Below are 15,531 nucleotides of genomic sequence, written 5' to 3'. Positions count from 1 at the left end.
GACGAGGGCGCCGCCGCCGGTTCGGCGACGGCGCCCTCGTGGTCGCGCTCGGTTCGGATGCCTCAGCAGCCCGTCGCCGGGTACGCGGCCGTGACGCTCAGCGAGCGGCCCGTGGCGGCGGGGTCGGTTGCCGCGACGGTCACCGTGCCTGCGGCGATCGACTTCGCGCGGCTCGGGAACGACGCGCTCGCCGAGGCGTCGGCGTCGAGGGCGTACGACTTCGCGCCGTAGGCGCTCGTCGCCGTGACGTCGAGCTGCACGTCGTCGGCGTTGCGCACGGTGGTCACGACGACCGCCTTGCCCGCGACGCACCGCGTGGTCGCGGTCGCCTCGACGGCGGCGGGGGCGACCGGGTCGGCCGCGACCGACGCGATGCGGTAGCGCTGGCAGTCGTTGTTCAGCACGCTGTACTGGTGCACGCGGGTGCCGTCGGCCGCCGCGCAGAACGACAGGTCGAGCGCCTTCAGGCTCGTGCCGTTGCGGAACTCCACGACGCCGTCGTTGCTCACGAGCACGCGCCAGCTGCTGCCGGCCACGCCGCACGCGCCCTGCGTGACGGTCGCGGAGTCCGCCGACGAACCGCCGGTCACCGAGAGGCACTTCGCGGGCGCCGAGCCGAGGTGGATCTCGGACTCGCCGTTCGCCGCGGCCGTGAAGGTCACGCCCTGGCACGCGGTGCCGGTGTACTCGCGCTGCTGCAGGATCGCGCCGTCGGCGGTCGTGCAGCCCGGGACCTCGAGCGCCTTGCCCGAGGCGATCGACGTCACGGCGACCGAGCCGGCCGGGCGGAGCGCCCAGTCCTGGCCGGCCGACGCGTTCGCGGTCGACTGCACGATCGCGGCCCCCGTCGAACCCGTCGAGCCCGCCGAAGCGCCGGCTGCGGCGAGCACCTTGCCGCTCGTGCGGTTCGTGAGCTTCGACCAGCCGCCGGTGGTCTGCGCGACCGTCCACTGCTGGCATCCGGTCGTGACGAAGGGCGTCTGCGTCACTCCGGCGCCCTGCGCCGAAGCGCAGGCGTCGGGCCCGAGCGAGGTGCCGCTCACCGCGTTCACGATGCGCAGGTACCCGTCGCCGGTGGTGTCGAGCACGAAGCGCGATCGCGACGAGGCGCAGTCGCCCTGCACGAGTGCGGCGCCGCTCTCGGCCGACGGCACGGTGGCGCACAGCCCGGTGCTGCGGCTGACCAGGTTCCACCTGGCGCCCTCGACCCGGGCCGTGATCGGCGCGTTCTCGCCGCTCGGCACCGCGACCGCCGTCGACGTGGCCTGCGGAACGCCGAAGTCGGGCTCACCGGCATCCGTCCAGTCCACGATCTGCGCACGGGCCGACCGTTCGCGACTGCAGCCGCCGTCGGCGCGGGCGTTGGCGTGGTACAGGTTCCACGTCTCGGTGCCGTCGGGCGACTCGAAGAAGTCGTTGTGCCCGGTGCCGTAGACGCCGTTCGCCTTCGAGAAGACGGGACCGTCGCTCTTCCGCCACGAGGCTGCGAGTGCGGGGTCGCCGCCCTCGTACTCGAGCGTGCCGAGCTGGTAGTCCTCGGTGCCGCAGAAGCTCGCCGAGTAGACGATCCAGGTCCTGCCGTCCTTCTGCAGGGGGATCGGCCCCTCGTTCACGGGCTGCCCGATGACCTCCCACGGCTCGGTGGGCTGCGACAGGATGTTGCCGGTTCCGGTCGCCGTCCACGGGTTCGACATGCGTGCGATGTAGTTGCTCTGCAGCCCGTCGGGCGCGAACGCCGACCAGGTCACGAACAGCTCGCCGTTCAGCTCGAGGTACGCGCCGTCGATGTTCCAGGCGTCGGTCGGGATCGGACGGCCCTTGTACGTGTAGGGGCCCATCGGGTCGTCCGCCGCGCTCTCGATCACCTGGAGGTGCTGCGTGCCGTAGTCGCCCGACACGCCCATCGTGTACATGAGGTACCAGCGCCAGCCGTTCGGCCCTTCGAGGCGCTGCAGCTCGGGCGCCCACATGTTGCCGTTGCGGCCGGTGTTGGTGTCGGAGTACACCGTCACCGGCTTCGTGGTGCCGAGCCCGGCGAGGGTCGGCGCCTTGCGCATGACGACCCGGTTGTCCCACGTCGTCGACACCAGGTAGTAGTTGCCGTCGTGGAACTCGATGGTCGGGTCGGCCGTGTCGGGCGCGAGTGGGTTGGTGAACGTGTCGGAGCCGATCGCCTCGGCGGACGGCGCCTGCGCGGCGTCGAGGGCCGTGAGTCCGGTCACGCCCCCGATCGCCAGCGCGGCGACCAGGGCCGTGTGGATCAGGTTCCGGATGCCGCGGGGCGCGCGCTTCAGCATGTGCGGCCCTCGTAGGCGGCGGTGACCGCCACGCCGTCGACCGTCGCCGTGACCTGCCCGGCCGGCACGGTCGCGAGACGGCTCGAGAAGGTGATCGACTGCGTCGCGCCGGCGGCGAGTGCGATCGCGCGCTCGCCGTAGGCCGACGAGACGGTCACGTTCGCGCTCTGCGATGCCCGGTTGGTGGCCTTCGCGACGAGCGAGACCTTGCCGACCACGCAGCGCGTCTCGGCGACCACCTCGACGCCGGGCGTGACGGTCACGGTGGCCGTCACCGGCATCCGCGAGTCGTCCTGCGCGACGCCGCGCACCGTGAAGGTGCCGGGTGCCGCGTAGTCGCCCGCGGGCACGGTCGCCCAAACGACGTCGGCCTGCTTCGTCGCGCCGGCGGCGGTCGTGAGCGACGCCTTCGGCAGCACCGGAGCCTGGCCGGCGCGCGTGGTCACCTCGATCGGGGCGACCTCGGCGACCGCGACGGCCGGGGCGTACGCCTCGAGCACCTTCTGGTACTCGGCGCGCGTCACCGGGATGACGGTGCCGTGCCGCGGCTTGCCGCCGTCGCTGTTCTGCGGCAGGTTCGCGCGCAGCGTCGCACCGAGGGGCTGCCACGAGTTGCCGTCGGTGATGTCGCCCGAGCCGAACGGGATGTAGTAGTTCGGGCCGCCGTGGTACGAGGGCTGGTCGATGAAGAGGTACCACTCGAAGCCGTTCACGTCGCCCGGGTTCGACGGGAAGATGCTCGGTCCCTCGCCGCTCGAGTAGGTGCCGCCGGGCTCGCCGTTCGGCAGGCCGGTCGCGACCTTCTCCTTCACGAGCGTCCACTGGTCGGCCGCGCCCGAGGTGCCGGGCAGCGAGCCGGTGATCGTGGCGAGCAGGTTCGTCGACTTCTCCTCGCGGATGGTCATCGACGCCTCGTCCTTCGTGAAGCGGTAGAAGATGCCGTCCTGCTCGGCGACCGTCGAGTCGATCAGGCCGAGGCCCGTGCCGCGCTTGACGTCGGACCAGACCTGCGGCTCCGAGAAGGTGACGAAGTCGTCGGTCGTGGCGTAGACCATGCGGTTGTAGGTCACGGCCGTGCGAGATGCCGCGTTGGTGTCGGCGTAGAGGTTCGAGGCCCAGAACACCACGTACCGGCCGAGCTCGTCGTCCCAGTACGCCTCGGGTGCCCACGTGTTGCCGGCGTAGGGCGTCGAGACCTGGATGTGGCGCTGGTTCGACCAGTTGACGAGGTCGGTCGACTCCCAGACCTCGATCGCGAGGGAGCCCGAGAGCTGCGCGGTCGTGAAGCCGCCGGCGAGTCCGGCGACCTTGAGGTCGGTGGCGAGCATGTAGAACTTGTCGCCCTCGTGCGAGCGGATGATGAACGGGTCGCGGAGGCCGGTCGTGCCCTGCGTCGAGGTGAAGATCGGCTCGCCGCCGTTCAGCGTGTTCCAGCGCAGCGCGTCGTTGCCCTTCGAGGCGGCGAGGCTGACGCGCTCGGCGCCGGCGCCCTCGCCCGTGAAGAACGCCCAGACGTAGGCCTCGGGGTCGTCGGCGTCGGCGGGCTTCGCCGGCACGGTCAGCGCGAACGTGCGCGCGGTCGTGGCGGCGCCGCTCGTCGCGGTCGCGGTGAGCGAGACCTGGGCGGAGGCCGCGGGGCGCGTGATCGCGATCGTGGCGGTGCCCGCCTTGACCCCGGCACGCACGCTCGCGACCGCGGCGCCGTCGGTCACGGCCCAGGCGATGGCCGAGCCGTTGGCTCCGACGGTCGGCACCGAGAAGCTCGTGCGCACGTCGCCTGCCGAGACCGGCAGCGAGATGGCCGCGGCGTCGGCGTCGACCTTCGCCTGGTCTGAGAGCTGTGCGGGCACGGTCACGCCGAAGGTGCGCGTCGCGGTCGCGCCGCCCGCGGTGAACGTCGCCGTCAGTGTGACCGAGGCGTCCGCCGAGCCGCCCGCGGGGCGGGTGACGGTCGCGGCGCCGCCGGTCACGGCGATCGCCGACGAGTCGGAGGCCCACGAGATGGCCGCGCCGTGGCTCGCCGTCGGCAGCGTGAAGTTCGCGGTCGCCGTCGAGGCGACCGAGACGGCGGCGGTCGCGCCGGCCAGCGCCTGGTCGGCGAAGAGCTGCTGCACCGTGGCCGAGTCGAGCGCGGCGCCGTACACCGCGTAGTCGCCGACCGATCCGGCCCAGCCGTTGTCGGCGTAGGTCGACCGGCCGAGGTACGACACGAGGCTGGAGCCGAACGACGACACGTTGCGTGCGATCGTGACCTGGCTGATCTGGGCGCCGTTGACGTAGGTCGTGAGCTTGCCCGCGACGCCGTCGATGACGCTCGTGTACAGCGCCATGCCCGTGGGCGTCTTGATGCCGGTGGTGGCCGCGTTCGTCGCGCCCGCGCCGACCTCGGTGCCCCACGGGGCTGTCGCGCTGACGGTGTTCGTGAGCGCGGACTTCACGTAGCCGCTGGGGTTGGTCGGGTTCAGCAGCCAGTAGGCGCTGGAGTAGGAGGCGCCGGATGCCACGGGCGCGCCGATGAAGGCGGCGGCGACGTTGGCGGGGCCGGTGCGGTTCTCGAGCCAGGTCGAGACGGTGAGCTGGGTCTTGCCGACGAGCCCCGTGCTCGGAATCTCGAGGTAGCCCGCGGTCGCTCGCGCGCCGCCCGGGAGCGACAGCGCACCGCCGTCGACGGTCGCGCCCGTCTGCTTGATGACGCCGTCGTAGCCGTTGCCCGAGGCGTCGGCGACGACCCCTGCCGCTGCGGCGTCGAAGGTGTAGTGGATCAGCGGGGCCGGCGCCTCGGCGGCGTCGGCGGACTGCGGGGCGATGGCCCCGACGGCGGCGAAGGCGGCGGCGGCCGCCACGACGGCGGCCCCCGTCCGCAGCTTCCGCACGAAGGTGTCGCGCATGTCACTCCAATGTGTGTGGTGGTGCGGTGTGGTGGGGCCGGTGCGTGGTGCCGCCGGTGGTCGGTGGTGCCGGCCGGAGGTGCCGGCCGGTGGGGACGGCTCCGGATGCCGCGACGCGCCGCCGCGGCATCCGGAACCGCCTGATGGGTCAGCCGCAGTTGGCTGCGGGGGTGGGGAACGCTCCCTCGAAGGTGGATCCGTCGGCGGCGCTGCCCGTGAGGGTGAGCGTGCCGGCGGGGATCGAGGCGGCGCGCGTCGCGAAGGTCGACGAGACCGAGGCCCCGGCGGCGAGCGAGACCGTCTTGTCGCCGTAGGAGGTGTGGACCACGACGTCGGCGCGCTGGTCGTCGACGTTCTTCGCGGTGACGACGAGCGAGACCTTGCCCGCGATGCAGCGGGTCGCGGCGGTGGCCTGCAGCTCGAGGCCGCCCTGCAGCTCGACGGCCGCCGAGGTCGAGGTCGCGACGAGGCCGTCGGCGTAGCCGTCGTACTTCGCGGTGACCTCACCGATGCCGGCCGGCACGGTGGCCGTGGCCGAGCCGTCGTGCAGTGCGACGGTCTTGCTCCAGCTGCCGCCGGAGAACGTGACCGTACCCACGACGTCGCCGCCGTCGGCAGCCTCGACCTCGGCCGTGACGTGGCGACCGTCGGCCGTCAGGTCGGTGGTCGAGGCGACGGCGGTGATGCCGGTCCAGTCGTGCATGGCGGTGAGCACCGTCTGCGGCACGCTCACGAAGGCGCCGTGGCGCGGGCTCGCGGGCAGGCCGCCGACCGGGCGGACGTTCCAGTTCGCGCGCTTGGAGAGGCGATCGGCCTGCGAGCTCGACGCGATCTCGGCGCCCGTCGTGAGGAAGGCCCGGTAGCCGCCCGCACTGTAGTTGTCGACGAGGAACGCGTAGCCGTCGCCGCTCGCGTTGTTCGGGTCGCCCTCGTTGAGCTTGACGATCTCGGGCCCTTCACCGGACTGGCTCGTCTCGAGACTCGTCATGCGGGTGTCGGTGAGCTGCCAGGTCTGGGTCGGGTCGGCGCTCCAGTTCGAGGCGGTCGTCGGAGCGGTGAGCACCTTCGAACGCTCGAGGAAGATGTCCTTGCCGGCTTCGAGCGTGCCGGCGGCGCCGCTCTCCTCGTTCTTCGTGAACCGGTAGTAGTAGTCGCCGATCTTGGTGACGGTGGAGTCGATGCGGGCGTATCCGGTGTCCTGCCAGCTCGCGGGCGGCGAGGTGAAGGTCTTGAAGTCGCGGGTCAGCACCGAGAACATGCGGGCGTACAGCTTGTCGCTGTTCGTGTGCGAGGCGTCGGAGTAGAGGCGCGAGGCGAAGAAGACGACGTAGGACTGCAGTTCGTCGTCCCAGTACGCCTCGGGAGCCCAGGTCATGCCGGCGGCGGGCTGGTTGATCGTGATGCCGGTGTTCAGTCCGTTCGTGCGGGTCCAGTGCACGAGGTCGACGGACTCCCACACCTCGATCTTGAGGCTGCCCTCGGACTGGGCGGGACCCCAGCCGGTGCCGCAGCTGATGCAGAGGTCGGTGGCGACCATGTAGTACTTGTCGCCGTCGTGCGAGCGCAGGATGTACGGGTCGCGGAGACCCTTCGTGTCGGTGGTCGAGGTGATCACCGCGGCGCCGCCGTTGACGGGCGAGAACGTGAAGAAGTCGTTGCCCGAGGTCGCGGCCTGGTAGATCTTCTCGTCGCCGTCCGACTTGAAGTAGGCGGCGGCGTAGCCGGCGTCGGGCGCTGAGCGGCCGTGTTCGGCGACCGCGACGGTGAAGGACTTCTCGACGGTGGTCGATCCGAGCGCCGCGTGCGCGGTCAGCGTGACCGTGCGGTCGCCGGCGCCGTAGGCGGGGCGCGCGACGAGGCCGCCGCCCGCGAACGGGTCGGCCGACCCGACGGCGGGTGCGGTGTAGCCGGCGTCGGTCGGGGTGACGAGCTCGGGGTCCGAAGACGTCCACGTGATGGCCGACCCGTTGACGGAGCCCTTGGTGACGAGCGGGAGGTTCTCGGTGGTGCGCGTGGCGAGCGAGATCGCGTCGAGGTCGGCCGACGGCGAGGCGGCGAGCACCGTGAACGCGAAGGTGATGACCGTTCCGGTCGCGGTGGTGGCGGTGACCGTCACCGGGGTGTCGGCGGTGACGGTGCGCGAGACGACGCCCGTGTTCGAGATCACCGCGGTGCTCTGCGAGGCCCAGGTCAGGGCGACGCCGTTCGAGGAGGCGGGGAAGGTCAGGTTGCGCGTGACCTGCGAGGCCGAGGGGTTGGCCCCGAGCACGGTCGGCAGCAGGTCGGCCCGCAGGAGCGCCTCGTTCGCAGCGGCTTTCGCGGCGGCGGTCGGCATGCTCGCGGCGACCTCGGCCTGGCTCAGCGAGACGTCCCAGAACTTCACGTCGGTGACGTCGGCCTGCACGAGCGCGTCGCCCGTGTAGAGCGAGCGGCCGAGGTATCCGAGGGTCGTGCCGGTCGGGATGATCGAGCTCATCGCGTAGGTGTGGGTGGTGGTCGAGATCTGCACGCCGTCGCGGTAGAGCGTGAGCGCGTTGCCGTTGCCGACGAGGGTCAGCGTCGTGAAGCCGGCGTTCAGCCCGCCGCCGTTGGGCAGGCGCACCTCGCCGTTGGCGGTGCCCGACTTCACGCGGATGCCCGAGAGCACGGCGTTGCTGTACGCGGACTCGCCCGATCGCGGGTTGACGAACACGTGGTTGCCGAGCGCGGTGGTGTTCCAGGCGCCGACGCCGTCGCCGATGACCCAGCCGAACTGGTTGGTCGCGGTCTGGGTCGCGACCGTGTACTCGACGGTGAACGCGTTGTCGGTGCCGGTCACGAGCCCCTTGGGGAGGGCGGCGTAGCCGTCCTTCTTGAACCGCAGCACGGCGTCGCCCCCGGCGTCCGCGAAGGAGGCGTCGGTGAAGCCCGTGAGGGTGGCGTTGCGCCCGTTGCCCGAGATGTCGAGCAGCTGGTTGCCGGCGTGCGTCATGTCGTAGTGCGCGGTCGCGGGGGGCGGTTCGGCCGCCTCGGCCGCGAGCGGGACCGCCAGGCACAGACCGGTGACCAAGGCCCCGGTGAGGGTGGCGGCGAGCAGTCGCCGCGACCTGGACGAGGGGAGGAGGGCGGACGGGTGCATGGTTCTCCTTGCAGTCGCCGTTGACGAGGATTCCGGCGAAGTGCGCCGGATCGCCAGAATGTTACCGGACACATTTCGAGTTGCCAAGGGTTTCGAAGCAAAGAGAAATCCTCAGGATGAACCTCTGGCGTGCCGTCTCGAGGGTGTGCTACGGTCTCGCCGTTACCGGTAACAATCGTTCATCACCGGACCCAGCCCGTCAACGAAGCCGAAGGCTCGAGGAGCTCTCAATGTCGAAGCACGCCGTCATCACCCGCGCCCTGCGCGCCGGTGGCCTCGCCCTCGGCGCCGCCATCCTGGCGACCGCGACCGTGGCCGCACCGCTCCCCGCCGTCGGGCCGGCCGACGCCGCGAACGCCGCCACCGCGGCCGCGCCCCGCAACGGGCTCCTGGCCGAGTACCTCTTCACGCAGACGACGGGCACCGCCGTGGCCAACACGGCCGGCGGCTCGTCGACGGTGGGCGCGGCATCCGTCGTCAACGGCACCGACGCCCTCTGGACCGGTTCGTCGCTGAAGTTCACCGGCGGCGCCAAGACCAGCACCGCAGACTGGGTGCGCCTGCCCGACGGCCTGCTCTCGGGCAAGCAGTCGGCGACGATCACCGTCGAGACGAAGTTCGACGCCTCCATGCTCACGACCTTCAACTTCCTCTGGAACATCGGCAGCGACAGCACCACCTCGTACTTCTTCGCCTCGATGCGCGACAAGGCGCGCACCGCGATCACCACCTCGAGCAACGGCGGAGAGGCGAACGCCAGGGCCACCGCCTCGCTCGCCGCCGATCGCTGGTACAGCGTCACGACGGTGCTCGACGGTGCGGCCGACACGCTGGCCTTCTACATCGACGGCGTCAAGGTCGGTCAGATCGCGACGACCCTCGAGCCGTCGTCGATCACGACCCAGACGGTCGACGCGATCGGCCGCTCGCCCTGGCCCGACCCGTTCTACAAGGGCGAGGTCTCGGCGTTCCGCGCCTACGGCCGGGCGCTCTCGGGCGCCGAGGTCGCCGCCGTGTCCGATGCCGACGCCGGCCTGCACGCCTCGACCTTCACCACGAGCGCCCAGGCCGCGCTCGACGCGATCCAGCCCATCGCGATGACCGACTCGTCGATCACGCTGCCCACCTCGGCGGCGGCCGGGCTCAGCTGGTCGGCGCCGTCGGCCGGACTCGCGCTCGGCGCGAGCGGCACGACCCTCCAGGCCGTGCAGCCGGCCCCCGGGTCGCCCGCGGCATCCGGCACCGTCACCGCGACGGCCACGGTGCGGGGCGTGAGCGCCTCGAAGCAGATCCCGGTGAGCATCGCCCCCGCGGTCGAGGCGGCCGACGACTACGGCTACCTCCTGGTGCACTTCATCGAGGATTCCGCCGGCTACGCCGAGAAGATCTACCTCGACGTGTCGCGCGGCGACGACCCCGAGCAGTGGGACCCGCTGAACGGCGGCAAGCCGATCCTCGCCTCGCAGCTCGGCACCACCGGCATCCGCGACCCCTACCTGACCTACAACCCCGAGACGCAGACGTACTACATCATCGCGACCGACCTGCGCGTGTTCGGCGGCGACGGCGGCTCCGGCTCGTGCACGAGCTGGTGCTACTGGACCAAGAGCGCCAGCACCAAGCTGCTCGTGTGGGAGTCCACCGACCTCGTGGCCTGGGGAGCGCCCCGCAGCATCGACGTCTCGCTCGACGCGACCGGAGTCGAGGTCGCCGAGCTCGGCATGGCCTGGGCGCCCGAGGCGACCTGGGTCGACGACTACTACCCCGACGGCCGCGGTGCGTTCGTCCTGTACTGGGCCTCGAACGTCTACCAGAACGCCGAGCACTCCGGCTCGAGCTACAACCGCGTGCTCTGGGGCGCCACGACCGACTTCACCCAGGACACCTACGCCTACGGCGGACCCTTCGTCGACCCCGGCGCGAACGCGATCGACACCACGATGATCCAGGACGGCGGCACGACGTACCGCATCACGAAGGACAACGGCCTCGGCAAGGGCATCTACATGGAGTCGACCACGGCCGCGCGCTGGTGGGAGTCCGGCACCTCGTGGACCCAGCTCCAGACCAAGATCGGTGCAGCCTGGGCCGGCGGCAACGCCGGCGGCGTCGAGGGCCCCGCGGTCTTCAAGAGTCACAGCGAGGACCGCTGGTACCTCTACGTCGACGTGATCCCCTCGACCGGCTACCGCCCGATGACGACCACCGACCTCGACGCCGGCTGGACCCAGCTGACCGACCCCGGCTTCTTCATGGCCCCGAGCACCAAGCACGGCGGCGTGATCTCGGTCACCAAGGCGCAGTACGACACGGTCAGGGCCTCGGATGCCGCGACGGCCGTCTCGACCGACCTCGGCTCCGTCGAGCTCGCCCAGGGCAGCACCGCCGGTGCGCTCGCCGACGCGCTGCCCGAGACCGCCGACGTGCGGCTGGCCTACGACCGCGGAACGGCGTCGCGACCCGTGACGTGGAACGCGGCATCCGTCGACCTGACGACCCCCGGCACCTACGCGGTCACCGGTGTCGTCGGCACCTACGGCGCGAACCTCGACACGTGGACCGGCGCCGGCGGGTCGACCGCCTGGAACGCGCCCGACCGGGTGCTCTCGAGCAGCCGGGCCGTCACGGTCGGCGCGACCGTCGTCGTGACCGCGGCACCTTCGGGCCCCGCGTTCACGGTGCAGGCCGAGACGCGCTGCGTCGCCGGCAAGGCCGTGCTCGTGAGCCAGGTCTCGAACACCGGCGACGCGGCGGCCGGGATCTCGGTCGTCACGCCGTACGGCTCGAAGACCGTCCAGGTCGCCGCGGGCAAGACCGCCGGCCAGACGTTCAGCACGCGGCTCGCCTCGATCCCGGGCGGCGACGTCGTCGCGACCTCGGCCGCGGGGTCGAAGACGGCGGCCTTCGCGGCCCGCGCCTGCAACTGATCGCATCGGGTGCCCTCCCGGGTCCCGCACCGCACCTGACCTGCACCTCCTGATCACTCCGAAAGGACACCTCCCATGGTGAAACTGGCACGCACCGTCGCGCTCGCCGCAGCCGGGGCACTGCTCGGCGGTCTCGTCACCGCCTCGGTCGCCCCTGCGGCGCTCGCTGCACCCGGCGACCTCAGCATCGAGGCGTCGAAGGTGCTCGAGCTGAAGCTCGACGGCGACCTCGCCGACACGAGCGCGAACGCGGCAGCCGTGAGCCTGCAGCGCGGTGCGGCGGCCTACGGGACCGGCATCCACGGCCAGGCCTTCTCGTTCAACGGGTCGACCGCGCTGAAGCTCGGCACCGCCTCGTACCTGCAGCCGCAGGACCTCACCGTCTCGTTCTGGTACAACCCGAGCTCGGCCATGAGCGCCGAGCAGGTCTTCGCGTGGAGCAAGACCGCCTACAACTCCGACGGCTGGTACCTCACCTCCGAGAGCGACACGACTCCGCTCGCGCTCTCGATCGGGCCCTCGGCCGGGCAGCCGTACAAGGTCGCCGTCGACGGGGGCCGGGCGGCCTTCTTCCCGGCCGGGCAGTGGACCCACATCGTGGCGACCTACGACCACACGACGAAGGCCGTCGCGTTCTACCGCAACGGCGTGCAGCAGCCCACCACCGTGAAGACCCCCGTGAGTGCGACCGCCTCCGGCGTGCTCGGCTCCGAGAGCACGAGCACCAAGACGCTCGGCTACAACGGCCCGAACTACAACGGCTCGTACCTGAAGGGCCTGCTCGACGACTACGCGCTCTTCAACGGCGTCGCGACCGTCGCCGACGTCGTGACCCTGACCAAGCGCAACAACCCGGCGTTCGACCCGGCCGCGGTCGCGCAGTCCGACCTCGACGCGATCTCCGTGCCCGAGAGCACCACCGTCGACTTCGGCGTGCCGACCGTCGGTGCGAAGGGCAGCACGATCTCGTGGACCTCGTCCGACGAGACGACGATCTCGATCGACGGCGGCACGGCGCACGTCACGCGCCCCGAAGGAGCCGCGGCCGAGGTGCACCTCACCGCGACCGCGAGCTACGGGGGCGGCGACCAGGTCACGCGCGGGTTCGACGTCGTCGTGCAGCCCGCCGGCGAGGCGATCTCGCAGTACCTCGACGACGCCGGGCTCGAGAACGTGACCGTCACCGACGGCTACCTCGAGAACGCCAACGGGCAGACCATCGACTACCTGCTGAGCCTCGACCCCGAGAAGTTCCTCTACTCCTGGTACGTGCAGGCCGGCCTCACGCCGACCACCGCGAGCGGGTACGGCGGATGGGAGCGCTCGACCGGCACCCGCTTCCAGGGCCACTTCTTCGGCCACTACATCTCCGCCCTCTCGCAGGCCTACGCCACGACGACGGATGCCGCGGTGAAGGCGCAGCTGCTCGCCAAGCTGACCGCGGCGGTCGACGGGCTCAAGCGCTGCCAGGACGCCTGGGCCGCCGCGAACCCCTCGAGCGCCGGCTACGTCGCGCCCTTCGCCCTGAGCGCCCTGCCCAGCGGAAAGGACGGCCTCCTCGTGCCGTTCTACAACCTGCACAAGGTGCTCGCCGGGCTCCTCGACGCCCACGAGTACGCACCGGCCGCCGTCTCGACCAAGGCCCTGTCGGTGGCATCCGGATTCGGCACCTGGGTGAAGAACTACGCGGCGTCGCTCTCGAACCCCGCCATCATCCTGAACACCGAGTACGGCGGCATGAACGAGGCGCTGTACGAGCTGTACAGCCTCACGAAGAACCCGACGCACAAGCGCGCGGCCGAGTACTTCGACGAGGTCACGCTCTTCCAGCAGCTCGCGAACGGACAGGACGTGCTGAACGGCAAGCACGCGAACACCACGATCCCGAAGCTCGTCGGCGCCCTGAAGCGCTACACGGTGTTCATGGACGATCCCGAGCTGTACGCGACGCTCACCCAGGCCGAGAAGGACGCGCTGCCCATGTACCGCACCGCGGCCGAGAAGTTCTGGCAGATCGTCATCGACGACCACACCTACGCGAACGGCGCGAACAGCCAGTCGGAGCACTTCCACGGCGCCGACACGCTGTACCAGTTCGCCACCAACGGCGTCACCTCGGGCTACGGCGAGAACTCCACGGCCGAGGGCTGCAACGAGTACAACATGCTGAAGCTCAGCCACGCCCTCTTCGCCGTGACGAAGGACGTCAAGTACGCCGACTTCTACGAATCGACGTTCATCAACACGATCCTCGCCTCGCAGAACCCCGAGACGGGCATGGTCACGTACTTCCAGCCCCAGACCGCGGGCTACGCGAAGGTGTTCGGCACGCCCATCGACCAGTTCTGGTGCGACCACGGCACGGGCATCGAGAGTTTCACCAAGGTCGGCGACTCGATCTACTTCACCGACTCGACCTCGGTGTACGTGAACCAATTCCGCAGCTCGGAGCTGCGTTCCGAATCGCAGAACCTGCGGCTCGTGCAGACGGCCGACGTGCCGGCCAGCCCGAACGTGCAGCTCGAGGTGAGCGCGCTCGACGACGGCGACGTCGCCGACGGCACCGTGGTGAAGCTGCGCGTGCCCGACTGGGTCGCCTCGACCCCGACGTTGACGGTCAACGGCGAGGCTCGGGATGTCGCGGCGCTCGAGGTCGACGGCTACCTCGAGGTGCCGGTCGCCGCGGGTGACGAGATCGCCTACACGCTGCCCGCGGAGGTCGCGATCGACGACGACACCGAGAACCCGAACTGGGTCGCCTTCACGTACGGACCGGTGCTGCTCGCGACCGAGCTCAGCCGCGACAACGTGAACGCCAGCTACACCGCCGGCGTGCTCGTCGAGATGAGCGTCGCCGACAAGTCGCTGAGCTCCGACGTGATCGTGGCCGACGCCGACGACTGGAAGGCGAACGCGGCGACCAACATCGAGCGCATCGCCGACGGCGAGAACGCGAACGGCCTCACCACCATGCGGTTCAAGCTGCACGGTGTCGACCAGACCTCGGCCGCGCTCACCTTCGAGCCGTACTACAGCCTGTACGACGCCCGATACGCGACGTACATGACCCTGGTCGAGCCCGACTCGGCGGAGGCGCAGGCGCTCATCCTCAAGGGCAAGCAGCAGCTGCGCGTGGCCGAGACGACGATCGACTCGCTCACCTCGTTCGACGACAACAACAGCGAGGCCGACAAGAACTACAAGGTCTCCAACTCGACCGTTGGCGTCTACAACGGCCAGGGGTTCCGGCACGCGCCGGCCGCCGCCGGGGCCTACTTCCAGTACGACATGATCGTCGACCCGTCGCTCCCGAAGAACTACCTGGGCGTGCGCTACTACGGCGGCGACAACGGCCGCACGTTCGACGTGTACCTGAACGACGTGCTGCTGAAGCACGAGACGATCACGAACGCGGGCGGCGCCACGAGCTGGTACATCCGGTACGACCAGATCCCGCAGTCGATCCTCGACGGCATCGCGGCGAAGGACAGCTACAAGCGCGACCAGAGCGGCCAGTACGTGCTCGACGAGCACGGCGCGAAGGTGCCCGTCGTGACCGTGCGCTTCCAGAGCAACGGCACGAGCTTCGTCGGTGGCGTGTTCGGCGTGTACACCTCGTCGTCGAACAGCTACGGCACGTCGGCCGAGCTCGCCAGGCTCGGCGTCGACGGCGGCACGCTCTCACCGGCACTGGCCGCAGGTCGGCACGAGTACACCATCACCGTGCCGCTGGACGCGACGAGCGTGAAGCTCGACCTCGACCCGGCCGTGCCGAGCGGCCTGGTGCACGTCGACGGGATCCTCATCGACGACACCGAGCCCCGCACGGTCGCCGTCGCGGCGGGGGAGACCCCGACCACGACGGTCGTGAAGGCGTACGCGCAGGACCACACGACGAACGTCGCGTACACCCTGCAGATCGTCCGCGCCGCGCCCGAACCCGAGCTGGCCGTGACCGCCGAGGCGTCGGCGCGCTGCGTGGCAGGCAAGGCCGTGATCGTCGTGAAGGCCACGAACGGCGGCGACGTGCCGGTCGAGCTCGCCGAGACCTCCGCCTACGGCACGGCCACCGCCGCGCTCGCCGCGGGCAAGACGGTCTCGAAGACGTTCTCGACCCGCGCCGGCTCGATCGGCGCCGGCTCGGTCGCGGTCGTCGCGACCGGCTCGATCGACGGGCGGACCGTCACGACCGAGGTCCCCGCCGCGTACCCCGCCCTCAGCTGCGGCTGACCAGGCCCGGCGGCCGTCATCGCGCACGCGGTGGCGGTCGCCGCACCACCTTCCGATCGAGAGCACACGAG

Annotated in this window: 5 protein-coding genes; 2 read left to right on the top strand and 3 right to left on the bottom strand. The window is 70.9% G+C overall.

Annotated features, from left to right (window positions below; translation table 11 throughout):
* Positions 1-62 precede the first annotated feature (62 nt).
* The 3 genes from GQR16_RS14905 to GQR16_RS14895 all read right to left on the bottom strand — a co-directional run bounded on the left by GQR16_RS14905 (position 63) and on the right by GQR16_RS14895 (position 8,303).
* Positions 63-2,297, bottom strand: a complete 2,235-nt coding sequence (locus GQR16_RS14905) for a family 43 glycosylhydrolase (protein WP_157415944.1) — start codon at positions 2,295-2,297, stop codon at positions 63-65.
* The gene (locus tag GQR16_RS20085) at positions 2,291-5,185 is read right to left on the bottom strand and encodes an immunoglobulin-like domain-containing protein (protein ID WP_157415943.1); all 2,895 of its coding nucleotides are present in this window, start codon (positions 5,183-5,185) and stop codon (positions 2,291-2,293) included. Before GQR16_RS20085 ends, GQR16_RS14905 begins: the two co-directional genes overlap by 7 nt.
* 148 nt (positions 5,186-5,333) lie before the next feature.
* Positions 5,334-8,303: an immunoglobulin-like domain-containing protein gene (locus tag GQR16_RS14895; protein WP_157415942.1), complete on the bottom strand. Its 2,970-nt coding sequence runs from the start codon at positions 8,301-8,303 to the stop codon at positions 5,334-5,336.
* A gap of 230 nt (positions 8,304-8,533) precedes the next feature.
* Here GQR16_RS14895 and GQR16_RS14890 point away from each other — a divergent pair, with 230 nt between their 5' ends.
* Together GQR16_RS14890 and GQR16_RS14885 are read left to right on the top strand one after the other, a co-directional pair.
* Complete coding sequence (locus tag GQR16_RS14890; protein WP_170298518.1) at positions 8,534-11,230, top strand: LamG-like jellyroll fold domain-containing protein; 2,697 nt, start codon at positions 8,534-8,536, stop codon at positions 11,228-11,230.
* A gap of 75 nt (positions 11,231-11,305) precedes the next feature.
* Positions 11,306-15,460, top strand: a complete 4,155-nt coding sequence (locus GQR16_RS14885; protein WP_157415940.1) for a beta-L-arabinofuranosidase domain-containing protein — start codon at positions 11,306-11,308, stop codon at positions 15,458-15,460.
* Positions 15,461-15,531: the final 71 nt, after the last annotated feature.

It is taken from the genome of Agromyces allii (genome assembly GCF_009749385.1).
GTDB classification, from domain to species: domain Bacteria; phylum Actinomycetota; class Actinomycetes; order Actinomycetales; family Microbacteriaceae; genus Agromyces; species Agromyces allii.
The sequence above is the reverse complement of the archived record's forward strand: the minus strand, read 5'-3'. Positions and strand labels throughout refer to the sequence as shown.